The 14,763-nt window shown below is 73.4% G+C and carries 12 protein-coding genes; 5 read left to right on the top strand and 7 right to left on the bottom strand.

Annotation, left to right across the window (positions count from 1 at the left end):
• The first annotated feature begins 280 nt into the window (after positions 1–280).
• Positions 281–949, top strand: a complete 669-nt coding sequence (locus tag ACZ7JZ_RS16895) for a bifunctional DNA primase/polymerase (RefSeq protein WP_470939307.1) — start codon at positions 281–283, stop codon at positions 947–949.
• A gap of 98 nt (positions 950–1,047) precedes the next feature.
• On the opposite strand, the gene ftsY is transcribed toward ACZ7JZ_RS16895, so the two are convergent.
• Entirely contained in the window at positions 1,048–2,274 is a 1,227-nt protein-coding gene (gene ftsY / locus ACZ7JZ_RS16890) for a signal recognition particle-docking protein FtsY (protein WP_470939304.1), read from the bottom strand.
• A gap of 172 nt (positions 2,275–2,446) precedes the next feature.
• On the opposite strand from ftsY, the gene ACZ7JZ_RS16885 reads away from it, so the two are divergent.
• Positions 2,447–3,940 (top strand): cytosine permease, encoded by a 1,494-nt coding sequence (locus tag ACZ7JZ_RS16885; RefSeq protein WP_470939301.1) that lies wholly within the window; start codon positions 2,447–2,449, stop codon positions 3,938–3,940.
• 63 nt (positions 3,941–4,003) lie between these two features.
• Positions 4,004–5,008, top strand: coding sequence for an LLM class flavin-dependent oxidoreductase (locus ACZ7JZ_RS16880; protein WP_470939298.1), 1,005 nt, complete (start codon positions 4,004–4,006; stop codon positions 5,006–5,008).
• 45 nt (positions 5,009–5,053) lie between these two features.
• Here ACZ7JZ_RS16880 and ACZ7JZ_RS16875 read toward each other — a convergent pair whose 3' ends face one another.
• From ACZ7JZ_RS16875 to ACZ7JZ_RS16860, 4 genes are all read right to left on the bottom strand, one after another.
• Positions 5,054–6,484, bottom strand: a complete 1,431-nt coding sequence (locus ACZ7JZ_RS16875) for a sugar porter family MFS transporter (RefSeq protein ID WP_470939295.1) — start codon at positions 6,482–6,484, stop codon at positions 5,054–5,056.
• Positions 6,485–6,671: 187 nt separating this feature from the next.
• Entirely contained in the window at positions 6,672–10,571 is a 3,900-nt protein-coding gene (locus ACZ7JZ_RS16870) for an AAA family ATPase (RefSeq protein ID WP_470939292.1), read from the bottom strand.
• A 157-nt stretch (positions 10,572–10,728) separates the two neighbouring features.
• Positions 10,729–10,935: a hypothetical protein gene (locus tag ACZ7JZ_RS16865; RefSeq protein WP_470939289.1), complete on the bottom strand. Its 207-nt coding sequence runs from the start codon at positions 10,933–10,935 to the stop codon at positions 10,729–10,731.
• A gap of 375 nt (positions 10,936–11,310) precedes the next feature.
• The gene (locus ACZ7JZ_RS16860) at positions 11,311–11,592 is read right to left on the bottom strand and encodes an acylphosphatase (RefSeq protein WP_470939286.1); all 282 of its coding nucleotides are present in this window, start codon (positions 11,590–11,592) and stop codon (positions 11,311–11,313) included.
• A gap of 133 nt (positions 11,593–11,725) precedes the next feature.
• Between ACZ7JZ_RS16860 and ACZ7JZ_RS16855 the strand changes: the two genes are divergently transcribed.
• Positions 11,726–12,589 (top strand): CAP domain-containing protein, encoded by an 864-nt coding sequence (locus tag ACZ7JZ_RS16855; protein ID WP_470939283.1) that lies wholly within the window; start codon positions 11,726–11,728, stop codon positions 12,587–12,589.
• Between the two features lie 38 nt (positions 12,590–12,627).
• On the opposite strand, the gene ACZ7JZ_RS16850 is transcribed toward ACZ7JZ_RS16855, so the two are convergent.
• Entirely contained in the window at positions 12,628–13,242 is a 615-nt protein-coding gene (locus ACZ7JZ_RS16850; RefSeq protein ID WP_470939280.1) for a flavodoxin family protein, read from the bottom strand.
• Between the two features lie 136 nt (positions 13,243–13,378).
• On the opposite strand from ACZ7JZ_RS16850, the gene ACZ7JZ_RS16845 reads away from it, so the two are divergent.
• Positions 13,379–13,774, top strand: a complete 396-nt coding sequence (locus ACZ7JZ_RS16845; RefSeq protein WP_470939759.1) for a winged helix-turn-helix transcriptional regulator — start codon at positions 13,379–13,381, stop codon at positions 13,772–13,774.
• Here ACZ7JZ_RS16845 and mutM read toward each other — a convergent pair.
• Positions 13,747–14,616: a bifunctional DNA-formamidopyrimidine glycosylase/DNA-(apurinic or apyrimidinic site) lyase gene (gene mutM, locus ACZ7JZ_RS16840; RefSeq protein WP_470939277.1), complete on the bottom strand. Its 870-nt coding sequence runs from the start codon at positions 14,614–14,616 to the stop codon at positions 13,747–13,749. The genes ACZ7JZ_RS16845 and mutM overlap by 28 nt on opposite strands.
• Between the last annotated feature and the right edge of the window lie 147 nt (positions 14,617–14,763).

Raw genomic sequence — 14,763 nt, 5'->3', positions numbered from 1 at the left:
CGCCTTGCCTCCGGCATACCCAAGGATGCGTCTTCCGCCAGGATTCGTGTACCGAAAGTAATCCTACGATCACCCCTGCCGCGAGGTCGATTCCAGAAACGCCACCATTCGCCACCCCTTTGAATGAACTCCCCACCCGCCGGGCGCGATTCACTTGACACCGGAAGACAGCAGTGGATGGACCGGTGTGCGCCGGGGCGCGCACGGCGATGGAGTGCGCCGTGCTGCCGCCCGTCTCCGTCGTCGTAACCACCGGCGAGTCGGACCCGTTGGAGGGGGCATGGGCTTCACGATCGGCGGCAGCCGGGGGACGAAGGAGTTCCGGGCCGGCTCTCGGCGCCGCGGACGGATGTCGGAGTGCACGGCGGTGGCGGAGTTCACCGGCCTGTGGGGCTGGGACGTGGTCCCCGGGGCGCGTGCCGCGGCCGGGTCCCGGGCCTGCTCCTGCGGCGATCCGCAGTGCGCCGCGCCGGGTGCGCACCCGCTGGCCTTCGGCGCCGGGGTGCCGGCGGGGGCCACGCTGGACGAGGTGACCGAGGCCTGGGGCGAGTTCCCCGGGGCCGCCGTGCTGCTGCCGGCGGGCCGGTCCTTCGACGTCATCGAGGTGGCGGAGGAGGCCGGGCGGCGGGCGCTGGTGCGGATGGAGCGGATGGGGCTGCCGCTGGGGCCGGTGACGGTCACTCCGGCCGGGCGGGCCCAGTTCTTCGTGGCCCCGGGGGCGGCGGCCGAACTGCCGCAGCTGCTCTACCGGATGGGCTGGGACGACGCCGACCTCGACCTGCGGGCGCTGGGCGCGGGCGCGTTCGTGACCGCACCGCCGTCGGACCTGGGCGGGCTGGGGCCGGTGCAGTGGCTGCGCCCGCCGGCCCTGGAGGCGGCGGGCGGGCCGCCGCAGGCGCGACTGCTCCTCGGCACCCTGGCGTACATCTGCCACCGCTTCCAGCTGTAGGGCGCGTACAGCACCGCGGCCATGCGGGAGGGGCCCGGCGACCGGTGTCGCCGGGCCCCTCCCGTACGGATTGCGGGGGCGGAAGTCAGTCCCGCGTATCAGTCGCCGATGAGCGCGTCGACGAAGGCGCCCGGCTCGAAGGGCGCGAGGTCGTCCGCGCCCTCGCCGAGGCCGACGAGCTTGACGGGGACGCCGAGCTCGCGCTGGACGGCGATGACGATGCCGCCCTTGGCGGTGCCGTCGAGCTTGGTGAGGACGATGCCGGTGATGTCCACGACCTCGGCGAAGACCCGGGCCTGGACCAGGCCGTTCTGGCCGGTGGTGGCGTCGAGGACGAGCAGGACCTCGTCGAGCGGGCCGTGCTTCTCCACGACGCGCTTGACCTTGCCGAGCTCGTCCATGAGGCCGGTCTTGGTGTGCAGCCGCCCGGCGGTGTCGATGAGGACCACGTCGGCCCCCTCGGCGATGCCCTCCTTGACGGCGTCGTACGCGATCGAGGCCGGGTCCCCGCCCTCGGGTCCGCGGACGGTACGGGCGCCCACCCGCTCGCCCCAGGTCTGCAGCTGGTCGGCGGCGGCGGCGCGGAAGGTGTCGGCGGCGCCGAGGACCACGCTGCGGCCGTCCGCGACGAGGACGCGGGCGAGCTTGCCGGTGGTGGTGGTCTTGCCGGTGCCGTTGACGCCGACGACCATGACGACGCCCGGGGTCTCGGCGCCGCCCTCGGTCTTGACCTCGCGGTCCGTGTCGGGGCCGATGAGGGCGACGAGCTCCTCGCGGAGCAGGGCCCGCAGGTCCTCGGGGGTGCGGGTGCCGAGCACCTTCACGCGCTCGCGGAGGCGGTCGACCAGCTCCTGGGTGGGGGCGACGCCGACGTCCGCGGTCAGCAGCGTCTCCTCGATCTCCTCCCAGGTGTCCTCGTCCAGGTGCTCGCGGGAGAGCAGCGTGAGCAGGCCCTTCCCGAGGGAGTTCTGGGAGCGGGCGAGGCGGGCGCGCAGCCGCACGAGGCGGCCGGCGGTGGGCTCGGGCACCTCGATCTCGGGGGCGGCGGGGGCTGCGCCCTCGATGCTCCCGGCGGGGGCCTCGGCGGCGGGCGCGCCCGCCTCCGCCTCGGGGAGGCCGACCTCCTCGATCGTGCGGCGGGGCTCTTCCGCCGTCGGTGCGGCGTCCTCCCCCACACGCGGTTCGGCGGGCGGGGCAGTGATGGTCGGCGTGCTCGACGGCGCCGTGGGCGGCAGCTGCTTCTTCTTGCGGCCGCTGATCACGAGCCCGCTGATCGCGCCGACCGCGACCAGGGCGATGACTACAGCAAGGATGAGGATTTCCATAACGCGTCCAGTATCGGCCACGGCTGCCGCGGAGCCGGGACCTTGGACGTTCCCACGAGGACTCAAGCCTCTATTTGTGGTTTTATCGGCAAACCTACGATGATGGGCGATTGCTGCGTTTCCTGCCCTTGTCGCAGGCCCCGCCCCCACCCCCTCCCCCACGGAGTCCTGCATGTCAGCCGAGCCCGCCGACGGCGCGATAGAGACCCGCGGCCTGGAGCCCGTCCCCGACGGGGAGCGCACCGGCCGCGTCCGCGACCTCGTCCCGACCTGGGTCGCCGCCAACATCAGCGTGCTGCTGCTGACCATGGGCGCCGGACTGGTGATCTTCAACAAGCTCAACATCTGGCAGGTGCTGGTCGTCGCGGCCGTCGCCCCCCTGCTCTCGTACGGGATCGTGGGCCTGATCTCGATCGCGGGGAAGCGCGGGGGCGCGCCGGGCATGGCCCTGTCCCGGGCGGTCTTCGGGCAGCGGGGCAACCTCTTCCCCGGGGCGCTGATCTGGGTGGCCCGCTGGGGCTGGGAGACGATCAACGCGGTCAGCGGCGCGTACGCCCTCCTGACCGTGCTCGACCTGCTCTTCGGGATCGGGAGCAGCACCCCGCTGATCGTGGTGACGCTGCTGCTGTTCGTCGGGTGCACCTTCCTGGTCTCCGGGCTCGGGATCAACGCCCTGCGCGTGTGCAGCACCTGGTCGACGTACCTCTTCGGCGCCTTCAGTGTGCTCGTGCTCGGCTACCTGGTCGCCACCACCGACTGGTCCGCCGTCTTCGGCAAGCCCGCCGGCTCCACGGCGATGATGATCGCGGGAATCGGCACCATCGCCGCCGGCGGCATCAGCTGGGTGCCCTCCGGCCCGGACTTCACCCGCTACCTGCCGCGCGCCGCCTCCTCGAAGGGCCTGGTCGGCGCGACGGTCGGCGGGGCGGGGGTGGTCGTGCTCCCGATGGTGCTGATGGGTGCGGTGATGGCGGTCGGGACCCCCGACCTGGCGACCGCGCAGGACCCGGTGTCCTTCATCGGCGAACTGCTGCCGACCTGGATCGCGGTGCCGTACCTGCTGATCGCCCTGATCGGGATGCTGCTGATCAACTCGATGTCGATGTACTCGGCCGGGTTCACGGCCCAGACGCTCGGGATCAGGGTGCCGCGGGCCTGGGCGGTCAGCGTGAACGCCGTGATCAGCCTGGTCTTCGGCTTCCTGCTGATGGTGGTCGCGACCAGCTTCTTCGGCTCCTTCATCTCCTTCCTGACGCTGCTCGCGGTGGCGTTCGCGGCCTGGATCGGCGTGTTCGGCGTGGACATGCTGCGTGGGCGCACGTACGACGCCCGGGCCCTGATGGACACGACGCGCACCAGCGCGTACTGGTACCGCGGCGGTTTCGCCTGGCAGGCGATGACGGCCTGGGGCCTGGCGCTGGTGACGGGGCTGCTCTTCACCGGTACGGACTGGTTCACCGGCCCGCTGGCGGGCAGCTGGATCGGCGAGAACGGGCTCGGCTGGCTGGTCGGCATCCTCACCTCGGGCCTGCTGTACGCCGTACTGCCGCGGACCCCCGCGGCCGCCTCCCCGGCGCCGCCGGAGGTGCCCGCGGCCCGGGGCCGGGAGGCCGCGGATTCCGGCCACGGGGCGGGGAGCGAGCCCGCCGGATCCCTGTCCAACTGACGCCACGTCAGCTAACGTCCCCCTTCGCCCGGCCCGTCCACCAAGGCGAAGGGGGAATGCTCCATGCCCATCACCGTGGCCAGGTTCAATCTCGTCGACCCGCACGGGACTCCGGAGACCCTCGCCGCCCGCTACCGGGCCGCCCTGGAGATGGCGGCGTACGCCGACGACCGCGGGATCGACACGGTCCAGACCGAGGAGCACCACGGCACCGACAACAACTGGCTGCCCTCGCCCTTCGCCTTCGCCGGAGCGGTCTTCGGCGCCACCCGCCGGATCGCCGTCACCGTCTCCGCGATCATCGGCCCGCTCTACGACCCGCTGCGCACCGCCGAGGACATCGCGGTCCTCGACCTGCTGAGCGGCGGCCGGCTGGTGACGGTCGCGGGCATCGGCTACCGGCCGGAGGAGTACGAGCAGCAGGGCGTGGAGTGGGGCCGGCGCGGCCGCCTCCAGGACGAGCTGCTGGAGACCCTGCTCAAGGCCTGGACGGGCGAGCCCTTCACCTACCGGGGCCGGACCGTCCGGGTGACCCCGCGGCCCTTCACCCGGCCGCACCCGATGCTGCTGGTGGGCGGCAGCTCGCAGGCGGCGGCCCGGCGGGCGGCCCGGCTGGGCCTGCCGTTCTTCCCGAGCGCGCACCTGCCGGAGCTGGAGGCGTACTACCACGCGCAGCTGGCGGAGTTCGGGACGGAGGGCTTCTGCATGATGCCCGCCGCGCAGACCCCGCTGCTGCACATCGCGGAGGACCCGGACCGGGTCTGGGCCGAGCACGGGGAGCGCTTCCTGCACGAGGCCGGGATGTACGCCTCCTGGCAGTCGAAGGACATCAGGTCGGCGGTCCGCTCGGCCGCGCGGACGGTCGCGGAGCTGCGCACCGAGGGCGTCTACCGGGTGCTGACCCCGGACCAGGCGGTGGCGTACGCGCGGGAGGCCGGGGAGGCGGGCAACCTCGTCCTGCACCCGCTGTGCGGCGGGATGCCGGTGGACGAGGGCTGGCGCAGCCTGCACCTGCTGTGCGAACAGGTGCTGCCCCGGCTCGGGGCCCCGGCGGGTGCCGGGGGCTGAGCCGGGGCAGCGCCCGCGTGCGAGGAGCGGGCGGGGCGGGGGTGGTCAGCCCATCTCCTCCAGCGCCTTGCCCTTGGTCTCCGGCACCCACTTGAGGATGAAGGGGATCGAGAGCAGGGCGAAGACCGTGTAGATCACGTACGCGCCGGACAGGTTCCAGTCGGACAGGGTCGGGAACGTCACCGTGATCACCCAGTTGGCGACCCACTGGGCCGCGGCGGCCACGCCGAGGGCCGCGGCCCGGATGCGGTTGGGGAACATCTCGCCGAGCAGCACCCAGACGACCACGCCCCAGGAGAGGGCGAAGAAGAGGACGAAGGAGTGGGCGGCGATCAGGGCCACGGTGCCCTGGGCCTCGGGCATCGAGATGTCGCCCGCCGTGTCGCTCTTGTACGAGAAGGCCCAGGCGGCCAGGCCCAGCGAGGCGGCCATGCCGGCCGAGCCGATGAGGGCGAGCGGCTTGCGGCCGATCCGGTCGACGAAGACCATCGCGATCACGGTGCCGATGATGTTGATGATCGACGTGGTGAACGAGTAGAAGAACGAACTGCTCGGGTCGATGCCGACGGACTGCCACAGCGAGGAGCTGTAGTAGAAGATCACGTTGATGCCGACGAGCTGCTGGAAGACCGACAGGCCGATGCCGACCCAGACGATGGGCAGCAGGCCGAAGCTGCCGCCGCGCAGGTCCCGGAAGGTGGACTTCTGCTCGGAGTGCATGGCGGTCTCGATCTCGCGCACGCGCGCGTCGAGGTCCGTCCCGGCGCCCTCGACCTCGGCGAGCACCTCCTTCGCCTGCTCGGTGCGGCCGACGGAGATCAGGAAGCGCGGGGACTCGGGGATCGCGAAGGACAGCAGCCCGTAGAGCACCGCCGGGACGACCATGACGCCCAGCATCCACTGCCAGGCCTCCAGGCCGCCGATCTCGCCGCGCTGGTCCCCGTCGGCGAGGTTGAGGATGCCCCAGTTGACCAGCTGCGAGATGGCGATGCCGATGACGATCGCGGCCTGCTGGAAGGAGGCCAGCCGGCCGCGGTAGGCGGGCGGCGAGACCTCGGCGATGTACGCGGGGCCGATCACGGACGCCATGCCGATGCCGAAGCCGCCGATGACCCGCCACACCGCCAGGTCCCACAGGGCGAAGGGCAGGGCGGAGCCGACGGCGCTGGCGGTGAAGAGGACGGCGGCGATCTGCATGCAGCGGATGCGGCCGATCCGGTCGGCGAGGCGGCCGGCGGTCGCGGCGCCGAGGGCGCAGCCGATCAGGGCGGCCGCGATCACCTGGGCGAGGGCCTCGGATCCGATGTCGAAGCGGTCCCGGATGGCCACGACGGCGCCGTTGATCACGGAGCTGTCGTAGCCGAAGAGGAACCCGCCCATCGCGGCGGCCGCGGTGATGAAGATGACGTGGCCTAGGTGCTCCGGCTGCGGGCCGCGCCCGCCGCCGGCGGCGGACTCCTGCGCTGTGCTGGTCAAGGTGTGCTCCGTGGGGTCTCTTGTCCGTTCTCCTAGTGGGGCACAGGTCAAGATCGGGCACCACCGGAGGCCGGGGACAGCGGAGCGAGCCTATGTGTTCATTTCCCGAAGTCAAGACCGGGTGAGATGTTGAGCCTGCCCGGCATTCACCAGACAGCCCCCGGTTCCTGCATTCAAGACTTGAACATCAGCGCAGACGTTGACTGATCACCTTCGACACCCCGTCGCCCTGCATGGAGACCCCGTACAGCGCATCGGCGACCTCCATCGTCCGCTTCTGGTGGGTGATGACGATCAGCTGCGAGCTCTCCTGGAGCTCCTCCATGATCCGGATCAGCCGCTGCAGGTTGGTGTCGTCGAGGGCCGCCTCGACCTCGTCCATCACGTAGAACGGGCTCGGCCGGGCCTTGAAGATGGACACCAGCAGCGCCACCGCCGTCAGCGAGCGCTCCCCGCCGGACAGCAGCGAGAGGCGCTTGACCTTCTTGCCGGGCGGCCGGGCCTCCACGTCCACGCCCGTGGTGAGCATGTTGTCGGGATCGGTCAGTACGAGCCGGCCCTCGCCCCCGGGGAACAGCCGCGAGAAGACCCCTTCGAACTCCCGGGCCGTGTCCCGGTACGCCTCGGTGAACACCCGCTCCACCCGCTCGTCCACCTCCCTGACCACCTGGAGCAGGTCCGCCCGGGTCCGGCGGAGGTCGTCGAGCTGCTCGCTGAGGAATTTGTGCCGTTCCTCCAGGGCGGCGAACTCCTCCAGCGCCAGCGGATTGACCTTGCCGAGCTGCTGGTAGGCACGCTCGGCGGCCTTGAGGCGCTTCTCCTGTGCGGCGCGGACGAAGGGACCGGGCCGGTTGCGGGGGTGCTCCGGGTCCTCCGGGAGCTCCTCCCCGTCGGCGGGCGGCGCGGGCGGTACGGGCTGCTCGGGCCCGTACTCGGCCACCAGCGCGGCGGGCTCCACGCCGAGCTCCTCCAGCGACCTGGCCTCCAACTGCTCGATGCGCAGCCGCTTCTCCGCTCCGAGCACCTCACCGCGGTGCACGGAGTCGGTGAGCTTGTCGAGCTCGTGCTTCAGGTCGCGGCCGCGGGTGCGCTCGGCGCCGAGCGCCTGCTCGCGCCCGGCCCTGGCCTCCTCGGCGGCGGTCCGCTCCTGCGCGGCCCGTGCGAGGGAGACCTCGATGTGGGCGAGCAGCTGGCGGGCGCCGTCCGCGACGGCGGCGGCCACCTCCGCCTCGTGGCGCCGCCGGGCCCGGCGGCGCTCGGCCCGGGCCCGGGACTCCCGTTCGGCGCGGGCCCCGCGGTCCAGGGAGTCGGCCCGTCCGGCCAGGCCCCTGACCCGCTCCTCGTGGGTGCGCAGCTGGAGCCGGGCCTCCATCTCGGTCTGCCGGGCGTTGGCCCCGTCGGCGGCGAGGCGGTCCCGGACGGAGGTGTCGGGCTCGTCCTCCACCGGCAGCTCCTCGGCGGCCACCAGGCGTCCGGCCAGTTCGTCGACCTCTCCGAGCGCGCGCTCCAGGGCCTCTTCGGCGCGGGCCGCGGCGGCGGCGCTGCGCTCGGCCTCGCCCGCGGCCCCGCGGGCCTGCCCGGCGAGCCGGCCCAGCTGCTGGGAGACCCCGGCCCGCTCCTTCTCGCCGGCCCGGCGGCGCTCGCCGAGCTCCTCGGCGAGGGCCGCGGCAGCGGTCCGCCGGTCGGCGGCGGCACGCTGGGCGGCGGCGAGCTCCGCGCACCTCAGGTCCAGGCGGGCCAGCTCGGCGGCGGCCTCGTCCACGGCCGCCTGCACCTCGATCAGGCTCGGCGCCCCGGCGGCGCCGCCGTGCGCGAGGTGCGCGGCGAGCAGATCGCCCTCGGCGGTGACGGCCACGGCACCGGGCCGCTCCCGCACCAGCGCCTCGGCCTCGTCGAGCCCGGCCACGGCGTAGTGCTCCCGCAGCACCGGCGCCAGCGCCCTCAGCACCCCGCCGTCACCCCCGACCAGCGCCACCACGGGCACGGCCCGCCCGACCACGCCTGCCGGTACGTCGACCTGCGCCCGTACGCACGCCTGCCCCGCCGCGCCCGCCTGCCCGGCCGCTGCCTGTCCCGGTGCCGGGACGGCCGCCGCCCCGGCGGGCACGTCGGCAGCCCCGCCCGCCGGGCCGCCCTCCCCGGCACCCGTCCCGGGCCCGGGAGCCTGCCCGGGCAGTGCGGCCGGCCCCGCACCGGACCGGGGTCCGGGAGCCGCGGCTGCGGAACCCGCACGGCCGGGATCCGCAGCAGCCGTGGCCGCGCAGCCAGGACCCGCATGGCCGGGGACCTCGGAAGCAGGGGACGCGGAAACAGGGGACGCGGGAGCAGGCACCGAAGGGGCGGCGGCCCGGTCGGAGCGCCCCTCTTCCCGCGGGGCCACCAGGAAGGTCGCGCGGCCCGCGTCCTCGCGGCGGAGGTGGCGGATGGCGTCGGCGGCCGCCGAAGCCGAGTCGACCGCGAGGGCGTCGGCGGCGGAGCCCAGGGCAGCGGCGACGGCGGCCTCGTACCCGGGCGTGACCGAGATCCGTTCCGCCGCCGGGCCGAGCAGCCCGGCCAGCCGGTCCCGGGCGGCCAGCAGCGCGCCCGTACCGTCCTTGCGGCGCAGCCCCAGCGCGAGCGCGTCGTGCCGGGCGGACACCGCGGCGCGCGAGCGCTCGGCGGCGGTCGCGGCCTCCCGCGCCGCCGAGGCCCCGGCCTCGGCGGCGGCCAGGGCCGCCTTCGCCTCCCCGTGCGCCGCGGCCAGCCCCGCACCGTCCTCGTCGAGCCCTTCGACCTCGGCGGCGAGCTGCTCGTACTCCTCCTGCGCGGCCGCCGCCCGCTCCGCCGCGGCCTCCCGCGCCTGGGCGAGGCGGTCGATCTCGGCCTGCGCGGACCCGGCCCGCGACCGGGCCGCCCCGACCTGGCCCGCGAGCCGGGCCAGTCCCTCGCGCCGGTCGGCAATGGCCCGGGCCGCGTCGCGCAGCCGGCGCTCCTCCTCGGCCAGGGAGCGCTCCAGGGCGGACCGGTGCTCGACCGTGTCCTCCAGGGCCCGTTCGGCCGCCTCCAGCGCCGCTTCGAGCTCGGCCTCCTGCTCGCGGATCCGGGCCGCCTCGCGCTCCATGTCCTCGGGGTCGCGGCCGCGCCGCTCCTCCTCCGGGGCGGCCGTCGCGCTCTTGACCCGGGCCTGCGCCAGCGACACCGTGCCGCGGACCCGTTCGGCCAGCTGGGAGAGCTCGTACCAGCTGCTCTGGGCCTGCCGCAGCCGCGGCGCGAGCTCGGCGACGGCCGCCTCCAGCCGGGACTCCCGGGCCAGCGCCTCCCTGAGCTGGGCCTCCGCCGTCTCCTTGCGCTCCTTGAGGGCGGCCTCGTCGGCGAGCTCCGCGTCCAGCGCGGTGCGCAGGGCGACGAGGTCGTCGGCGAGCAGCCGCAGCCGCGCGTCGCGCAGGTCGGCCTGGATGACGGCGGCCCGCCGGGCCACGGCGGCCTGCCGGCCCAGGGGTTTGAGCTGGCGCCGCAGCTCCTCGGTGAGGTCCTGGACGCGGGCCAGATTGGCCTGCATCGCGTCCAGTTTCCGCAGCGCCTTCTCCTTGCGCCTGCGGTGCTTGAGGACGCCGGCCGCCTCCTCGATGAAGGCGCGGCGGCCCGTGGGGTCGGCGTGCAGGACCGAGTCGAGCTGGCCCTGCCCGACGATCACGTGCATCTCGCGGCCGATGCCGGAGTCGGAGAGGAGCTCCTGGATGTCGAGGAGCCGGCAGGTGTCCCCGTTGATCTGGTACTCGCTGCCGCCGTTGCGGAACATGATCCGCGTGATCGTGACCTCGGCGTACTCGATGGGCAGGGCGCCGTCGGAGTTGTCGATGGTGAGGGAGACCTCGGCGCGGCCCAGCGGGGGCCGGCCGGTGGTCCCGGCGAAGATGACGTCCTCCATCTTCCCGCCGCGCAGGGACTTCGCCCCCTGCTCCCCCATGACCCACGACAGGGCGTCGACCACGTTGGACTTCCCGGAGCCGTTCGGGCCCACGACACAGGTGATGCCGGGCTCGAAGCGCAGGGTGGTGGCGGAAGCGAAGGATTTGAAGCCGCGGAGGGTCAGGGCCTTGAGGTGCACGCCGCCGGACTCTACCTCCAGCTTCCGGTTTCACCCATGAAGGTGCAGGGCACGAAAGACCTTAAATAAAAACGGCCCTCGTCCGGGCGAAAGAAAGAAGGGACGCCGGAGCGTCCCTTGCAGATCCTGCTGGACTGGTGATGCGGTCAAGCGGCGATCAGGTGAGCGCGGCCTGGGGTACGTCGATGTCGATGCTGTCCAGCAGCGACTCGCCGTGCTGAGCGGCGGCCGTCAGCGCGTCGTTCTCGGACTGGATCCGTACGAGCTCGGACTCCAGGTCCTGGACGCGCTGCTGAAGCCGTCGCATCTCGGCGAGGAGTCGCGGATCGGAACCGCCGACGTAACCGAGAAGCGCCTTTGCCATGATGGATGGTCCTCCACACTGAGTGACCGACCGAAGCGGTGTGGGTCGTGAGGGATTCGCACCCGCGGTGCCAGGCAGTGTCTGTGTGTGGCGGCGGTTCTTTGCCGACACTGCCAAACAACTGGGGTGCGCGGGGCTTCCAGCGTCTCACCAAAAAGTTTGACGGTCAACACGATCACGCCCCGCATCGCCGGGCAAAGCGGCCCGCGCGGGCTCCGGCGGGAGTCTGCGCAGACCGGTCCCGGTCCGGGCCTTCCACGCCGTGACCGGCGCGGCAACGCCGCACGGGGACCGGGTGAACTCCTGGGACGGCAGGGTCGCCGTGCGGCGCTGCGGGGTGACTTTCCGTCAATCATTCCGGGCGCGCCGCGCGCGTCAGCGGATGGCGAAGCCGTCGTAGCCGCCGCGCGGCTCTCCCCATATTTCCGTCACGCCGTCCACGCGCCCGGGCGTGCCGGAGGAGCGGAGCCAGTCGAGCAGCCGGTGGCAATTCTCACGTTGACCTTCGGCGACCACCTGCACCCGGCCGTCGTCGAGGTTGGAGGCGAATCCGGCGAGGCCTCCGATGGTCATGGCGTTCTCCCTGGTGAACCAGCGGAAGCCCACTCCTTGCACATGACCGCGCACCCAGGCCGTCATGCGTACGTCTTCGCTCATGTGTGAACGCTAACGGTTCACCCTGTGCAGGATCACTTCGCCCCCGGCCTCCATGGCGTACAGTCGCGCCACGATGAGCTCACCCATTTGGGTGAGTAAAGGTTGATCTTGTACGTCCGGGAGGGCACCGCCGATGGGACGCCACCGAAGCACCGTGCCGCGCCGCGGCAAGCGCAGCGCACCCGTGCGCACCGGCCTGCTCGGCGTCACGGCCGCGGCCGCCCTCGGCGTCGCGGCGGTCGTCTCCGGGCTGGTCCCCGTGCCGGGCGGCGACACCCTCGTCCTGGGCGGCAGCAGCAGCCCCGGGGACGGGGCCGGGGCGAAGCCCGCGGCGGAGTCCTCGCCGAGCGCGCAGCAGCGGCAGCTCGGCGGACTGAAGAGCCTGACGGACAGCAGCACGGAGGGCGGCAGCAGGGACAGCGGTACGGGGACGGCTTCCCGCAAGCCGTCTACCCCGGCCCCGAAGCCCCCCAAGGCCTCGAAGCCCCCGGTGGCCCCGTCCGCCACTCCCGCCGCTTCCGCCTCCCCGGCGCCGGCCGCCACGAAGACCCGTACGGCCCCGAAGCCCACGCCGCCCCAGCCGACGAAGGCGGCCCCGAAGCCCCCGGCCGGCGACGGCGACTCGGCGGCCGAGGCCGCGGTGCTCGCCCTGGTCAACCAGGAGCGGGCCGCCGCCGGCTGCCGCCCCGTCCGCCACAACCCCCCGCTGGCCGCCCTCGCGGACGCCTTCAGCAAGGACATGGCGGAGCGGAAGTTCTTCGACCACACCGACCCGGACGGCGACACCCCCTGGGACCGCGCCTCCCAGGCCGGCCTGTCGGGTCTCGGCGGCGAGAACATCGCCCGCGGCCAGGCCGACGCCGAAGCGGTCATGGCCTCCTGGATGGACAGCCCCGGCCACCGCGCGAACATCCTCAACTGCGAGTTCCGCACCCTGGGCGTCGGCACGCACACCGCCCCCGGCGGCCCCTGGTGGACCCAGGACTTCGGCTACTGAGCCGTCCCCACCGGACGGGAAGGCCTGCCGCGCCCGGCTCAGGCCGCCAGGGCGGCGCGGCCGGCGGTGAAGATGCGGGCGGTCTCGGCCACGCGGCGGCCGAGGTGCTCGGCGGTGGCGATGTCGGCCTTGTGGACGGCCTCCGGGCCCTCGTCGGAGTTGGTCTGGGCCGCGGCGCCGGAGAAGAAGCCGAGGCGGTTGAGGTCGTTCTCGGAGCCGGTGGAGGAGTTCCAGCCCGGCTTGAGGCCCAGGTTGACCCAGCTCATGCCGTGCTGCGCGGCCAGCGTCTGGAAGTACTGCAGGGTGTGCAGCTTGTCGCCGCTCTTGGATCCCGAGTTGGAGAAGCCCGCGGCCAGCTTGTCCTGCCACACGTCCCCGAACCAGCGCTTCGAGGTGGCCTCGGCGAAGACGTGGAAGGCGCCCGAGGCGGTGCCCATGTACGTGGGCGAGCCGAAGATGATCGCGTCGGACGCGTCGAGCAGCGCCCACTGCGCCTCGTCGATCTCGTCGACCTTGATCAGGTGGACCGTGGCCCCCGCGTCCTGGGCACCGTCGCGCACGGCCTGGGCGACGACGGCGGTGTGGCCGTAGCCCGAGTGGTAGGCGATGGAGACGACAGGGGTGTGGGAGGCATGGGGGGCGTGCGTGGTCATGGGGGCTCTCCTCAGGGGTGTGCCGCAGGGCGGGGCTCCGCACCGCGATGACAAAAGGAAAGCACTAACTTTTAGAAAGCGCAATCCTCTGGTCAGCGCTTACCCTCCGAGGGTGAACCGGAGTACGCTCGTACGCATGGACAACGCCACCGCACCCAGCCAGGACCTGGCGTTCGACGTGTTCGCCCGCACCTGCCCCTCCCGCGAGACCCTCGGGCACGTCACCGGCCGCTGGGGCAGCCTGACGGTCAGCGCCCTGTACGACGGCGCGTGCCGGTTCAACGAGCTGCGCCGGCGCGTCGACGGGGTCAGCGAGAAGATGCTCTCGCAGACCCTGCACGCGCTGGAGCGCGACGGCATCGTCCACCGCGAGGCGCAGCCCACCAACCCGCCCCGGGTGGACTACGAGCTCACGCCCCTCGGGCGCGGGGTAGCCGAGCGGCTGCTGACGCTGATCCACTTCCTGGAGGCGGGGATGCCGGAGGTCATCGGCTCCCGCGAGCGCTACGACGAGGCGCGCGGCGGCCTCTGACAGCGGGGGCAGAAGTAGCTGGACCGGTTCATCCACGGCCGCCGCCGGATCGCCGTACCGCAGCGGCGGCAGGGCTCGTCCTCCCGGCCGTACGCGTCGAGCGAGCGGTCGAAGTAGCCCGACTCGCCGTTGACGTTGACGTACAGGCTGTCGAAGCTGGTCCCGCCGACGGACAGGGCCGCGTTCATCACGTCCCGCACATGGCCGAGGAGTTCCGCGCTCCGGGGGCGCGTGAGGGTGCCGGTGGGGAGCTCGTAGTGCAGCCGGGCCCGCCACAGGGCCTCGTCGGCGTAGATGTTCCCGACCCCGCTGATCAGCGACTGGTCGAGCAGGGACCGCTTCACCGTCGAGCGCTTCGCCCGCAGGGCCAGGTGGTACGCCGTCTCGTCGAACTCCGGGTCCAGCGGGTCCCGCGCGATGTGCGCGATGACGTCGGGCAGCCCGTCCGCGCTGCCCGCCGCGGTCTCGTGCAGGGACAGCCCGCCGAAGGTCCGCTGGTCCACGAAGCGCAGCTCCGTGCCCTGCCCGTCCTCGAACCGCACCCGGATCCGCAGGTGCTTCTCGTCGGGGGCGCCCTCGGGCTGCACCAGCAGCTGCCCGCTCATCCCGAGGTGGCCGAGCACCGACAGGTCGCGGCCCTCCAGGGGCAGCCACAGGTACTTGCCGCGCCGGCGCGGGACCGCGAAGGTGCCGCCCGTCAGCCGGGCCGCGAAATCGGCCCCGCCCGCCGGGTGCCTGCGCACCGCCCGCGGGTGCAGGACCTCCACCGCACCGACCGTGCGGCCGGCCACCCAGCGCTCCAGCCCACGGCGGACGACTTCGACCTCGGGCAGTTCGGGCACGGCGTCTCCTCGGGATCCGGTCGGGTCTCCCCGCACCCTACGCCGCGCCCGGACCCGCCCCGCCCGCGGTCTCCCCGAAGGCGTCCGGGCACGCAGAAGTCCGCCCCGCCGCCTCCGGAGAGGCCGCGGGGCGGACGTCGACTGCCG

This window comes from Streptomyces sp. NPDC038213 (assembly GCF_055600495.1).
This window is presented reverse-complemented; position numbering and strand designations above follow the sequence as displayed.

Excerpts from the sequence above, each read along its gene's own strand:
- ftsY (WP_470939304.1), bottom strand. The coding sequence starts at position 2,274 with ATGGAAATCCTCATCCTTGCTGTAGTCATCGCCCTGGTCGCGGTCGGC.
- ACZ7JZ_RS16885 (WP_470939301.1), top strand. The coding sequence starts at position 2,447 with ATGTCAGCCGAGCCCGCCGACGGCGCGATAGAGACCCGCGGCCTGGAG.
- ACZ7JZ_RS16845 (WP_470939759.1), top strand. The coding sequence starts at position 13,379 with ATGGACAACGCCACCGCACCCAGCCAGGACCTGGCGTTCGACGTGTTC.
- ACZ7JZ_RS16865 (WP_470939289.1), bottom strand. The coding sequence starts at position 10,935 with ATGGCAAAGGCGCTTCTCGGTTACGTCGGCGGTTCCGATCCGCGACTC.
- ACZ7JZ_RS16895 (WP_470939307.1), top strand. The coding sequence starts at position 281 with ATGGGCTTCACGATCGGCGGCAGCCGGGGGACGAAGGAGTTCCGGGCC.
- ACZ7JZ_RS16850 (WP_470939280.1), bottom strand. The coding sequence starts at position 13,242 with ATGACCACGCACGCCCCCCATGCCTCCCACACCCCTGTCGTCTCCATC.
- ACZ7JZ_RS16880 (WP_470939298.1), top strand. The coding sequence starts at position 4,004 with ATGCCCATCACCGTGGCCAGGTTCAATCTCGTCGACCCGCACGGGACT.
- ACZ7JZ_RS16855 (WP_470939283.1), top strand. The coding sequence starts at position 11,726 with ATGGGACGCCACCGAAGCACCGTGCCGCGCCGCGGCAAGCGCAGCGCA.
- ACZ7JZ_RS16860 (WP_470939286.1), bottom strand. The coding sequence starts at position 11,592 with ATGAGCGAAGACGTACGCATGACGGCCTGGGTGCGCGGTCATGTGCAA.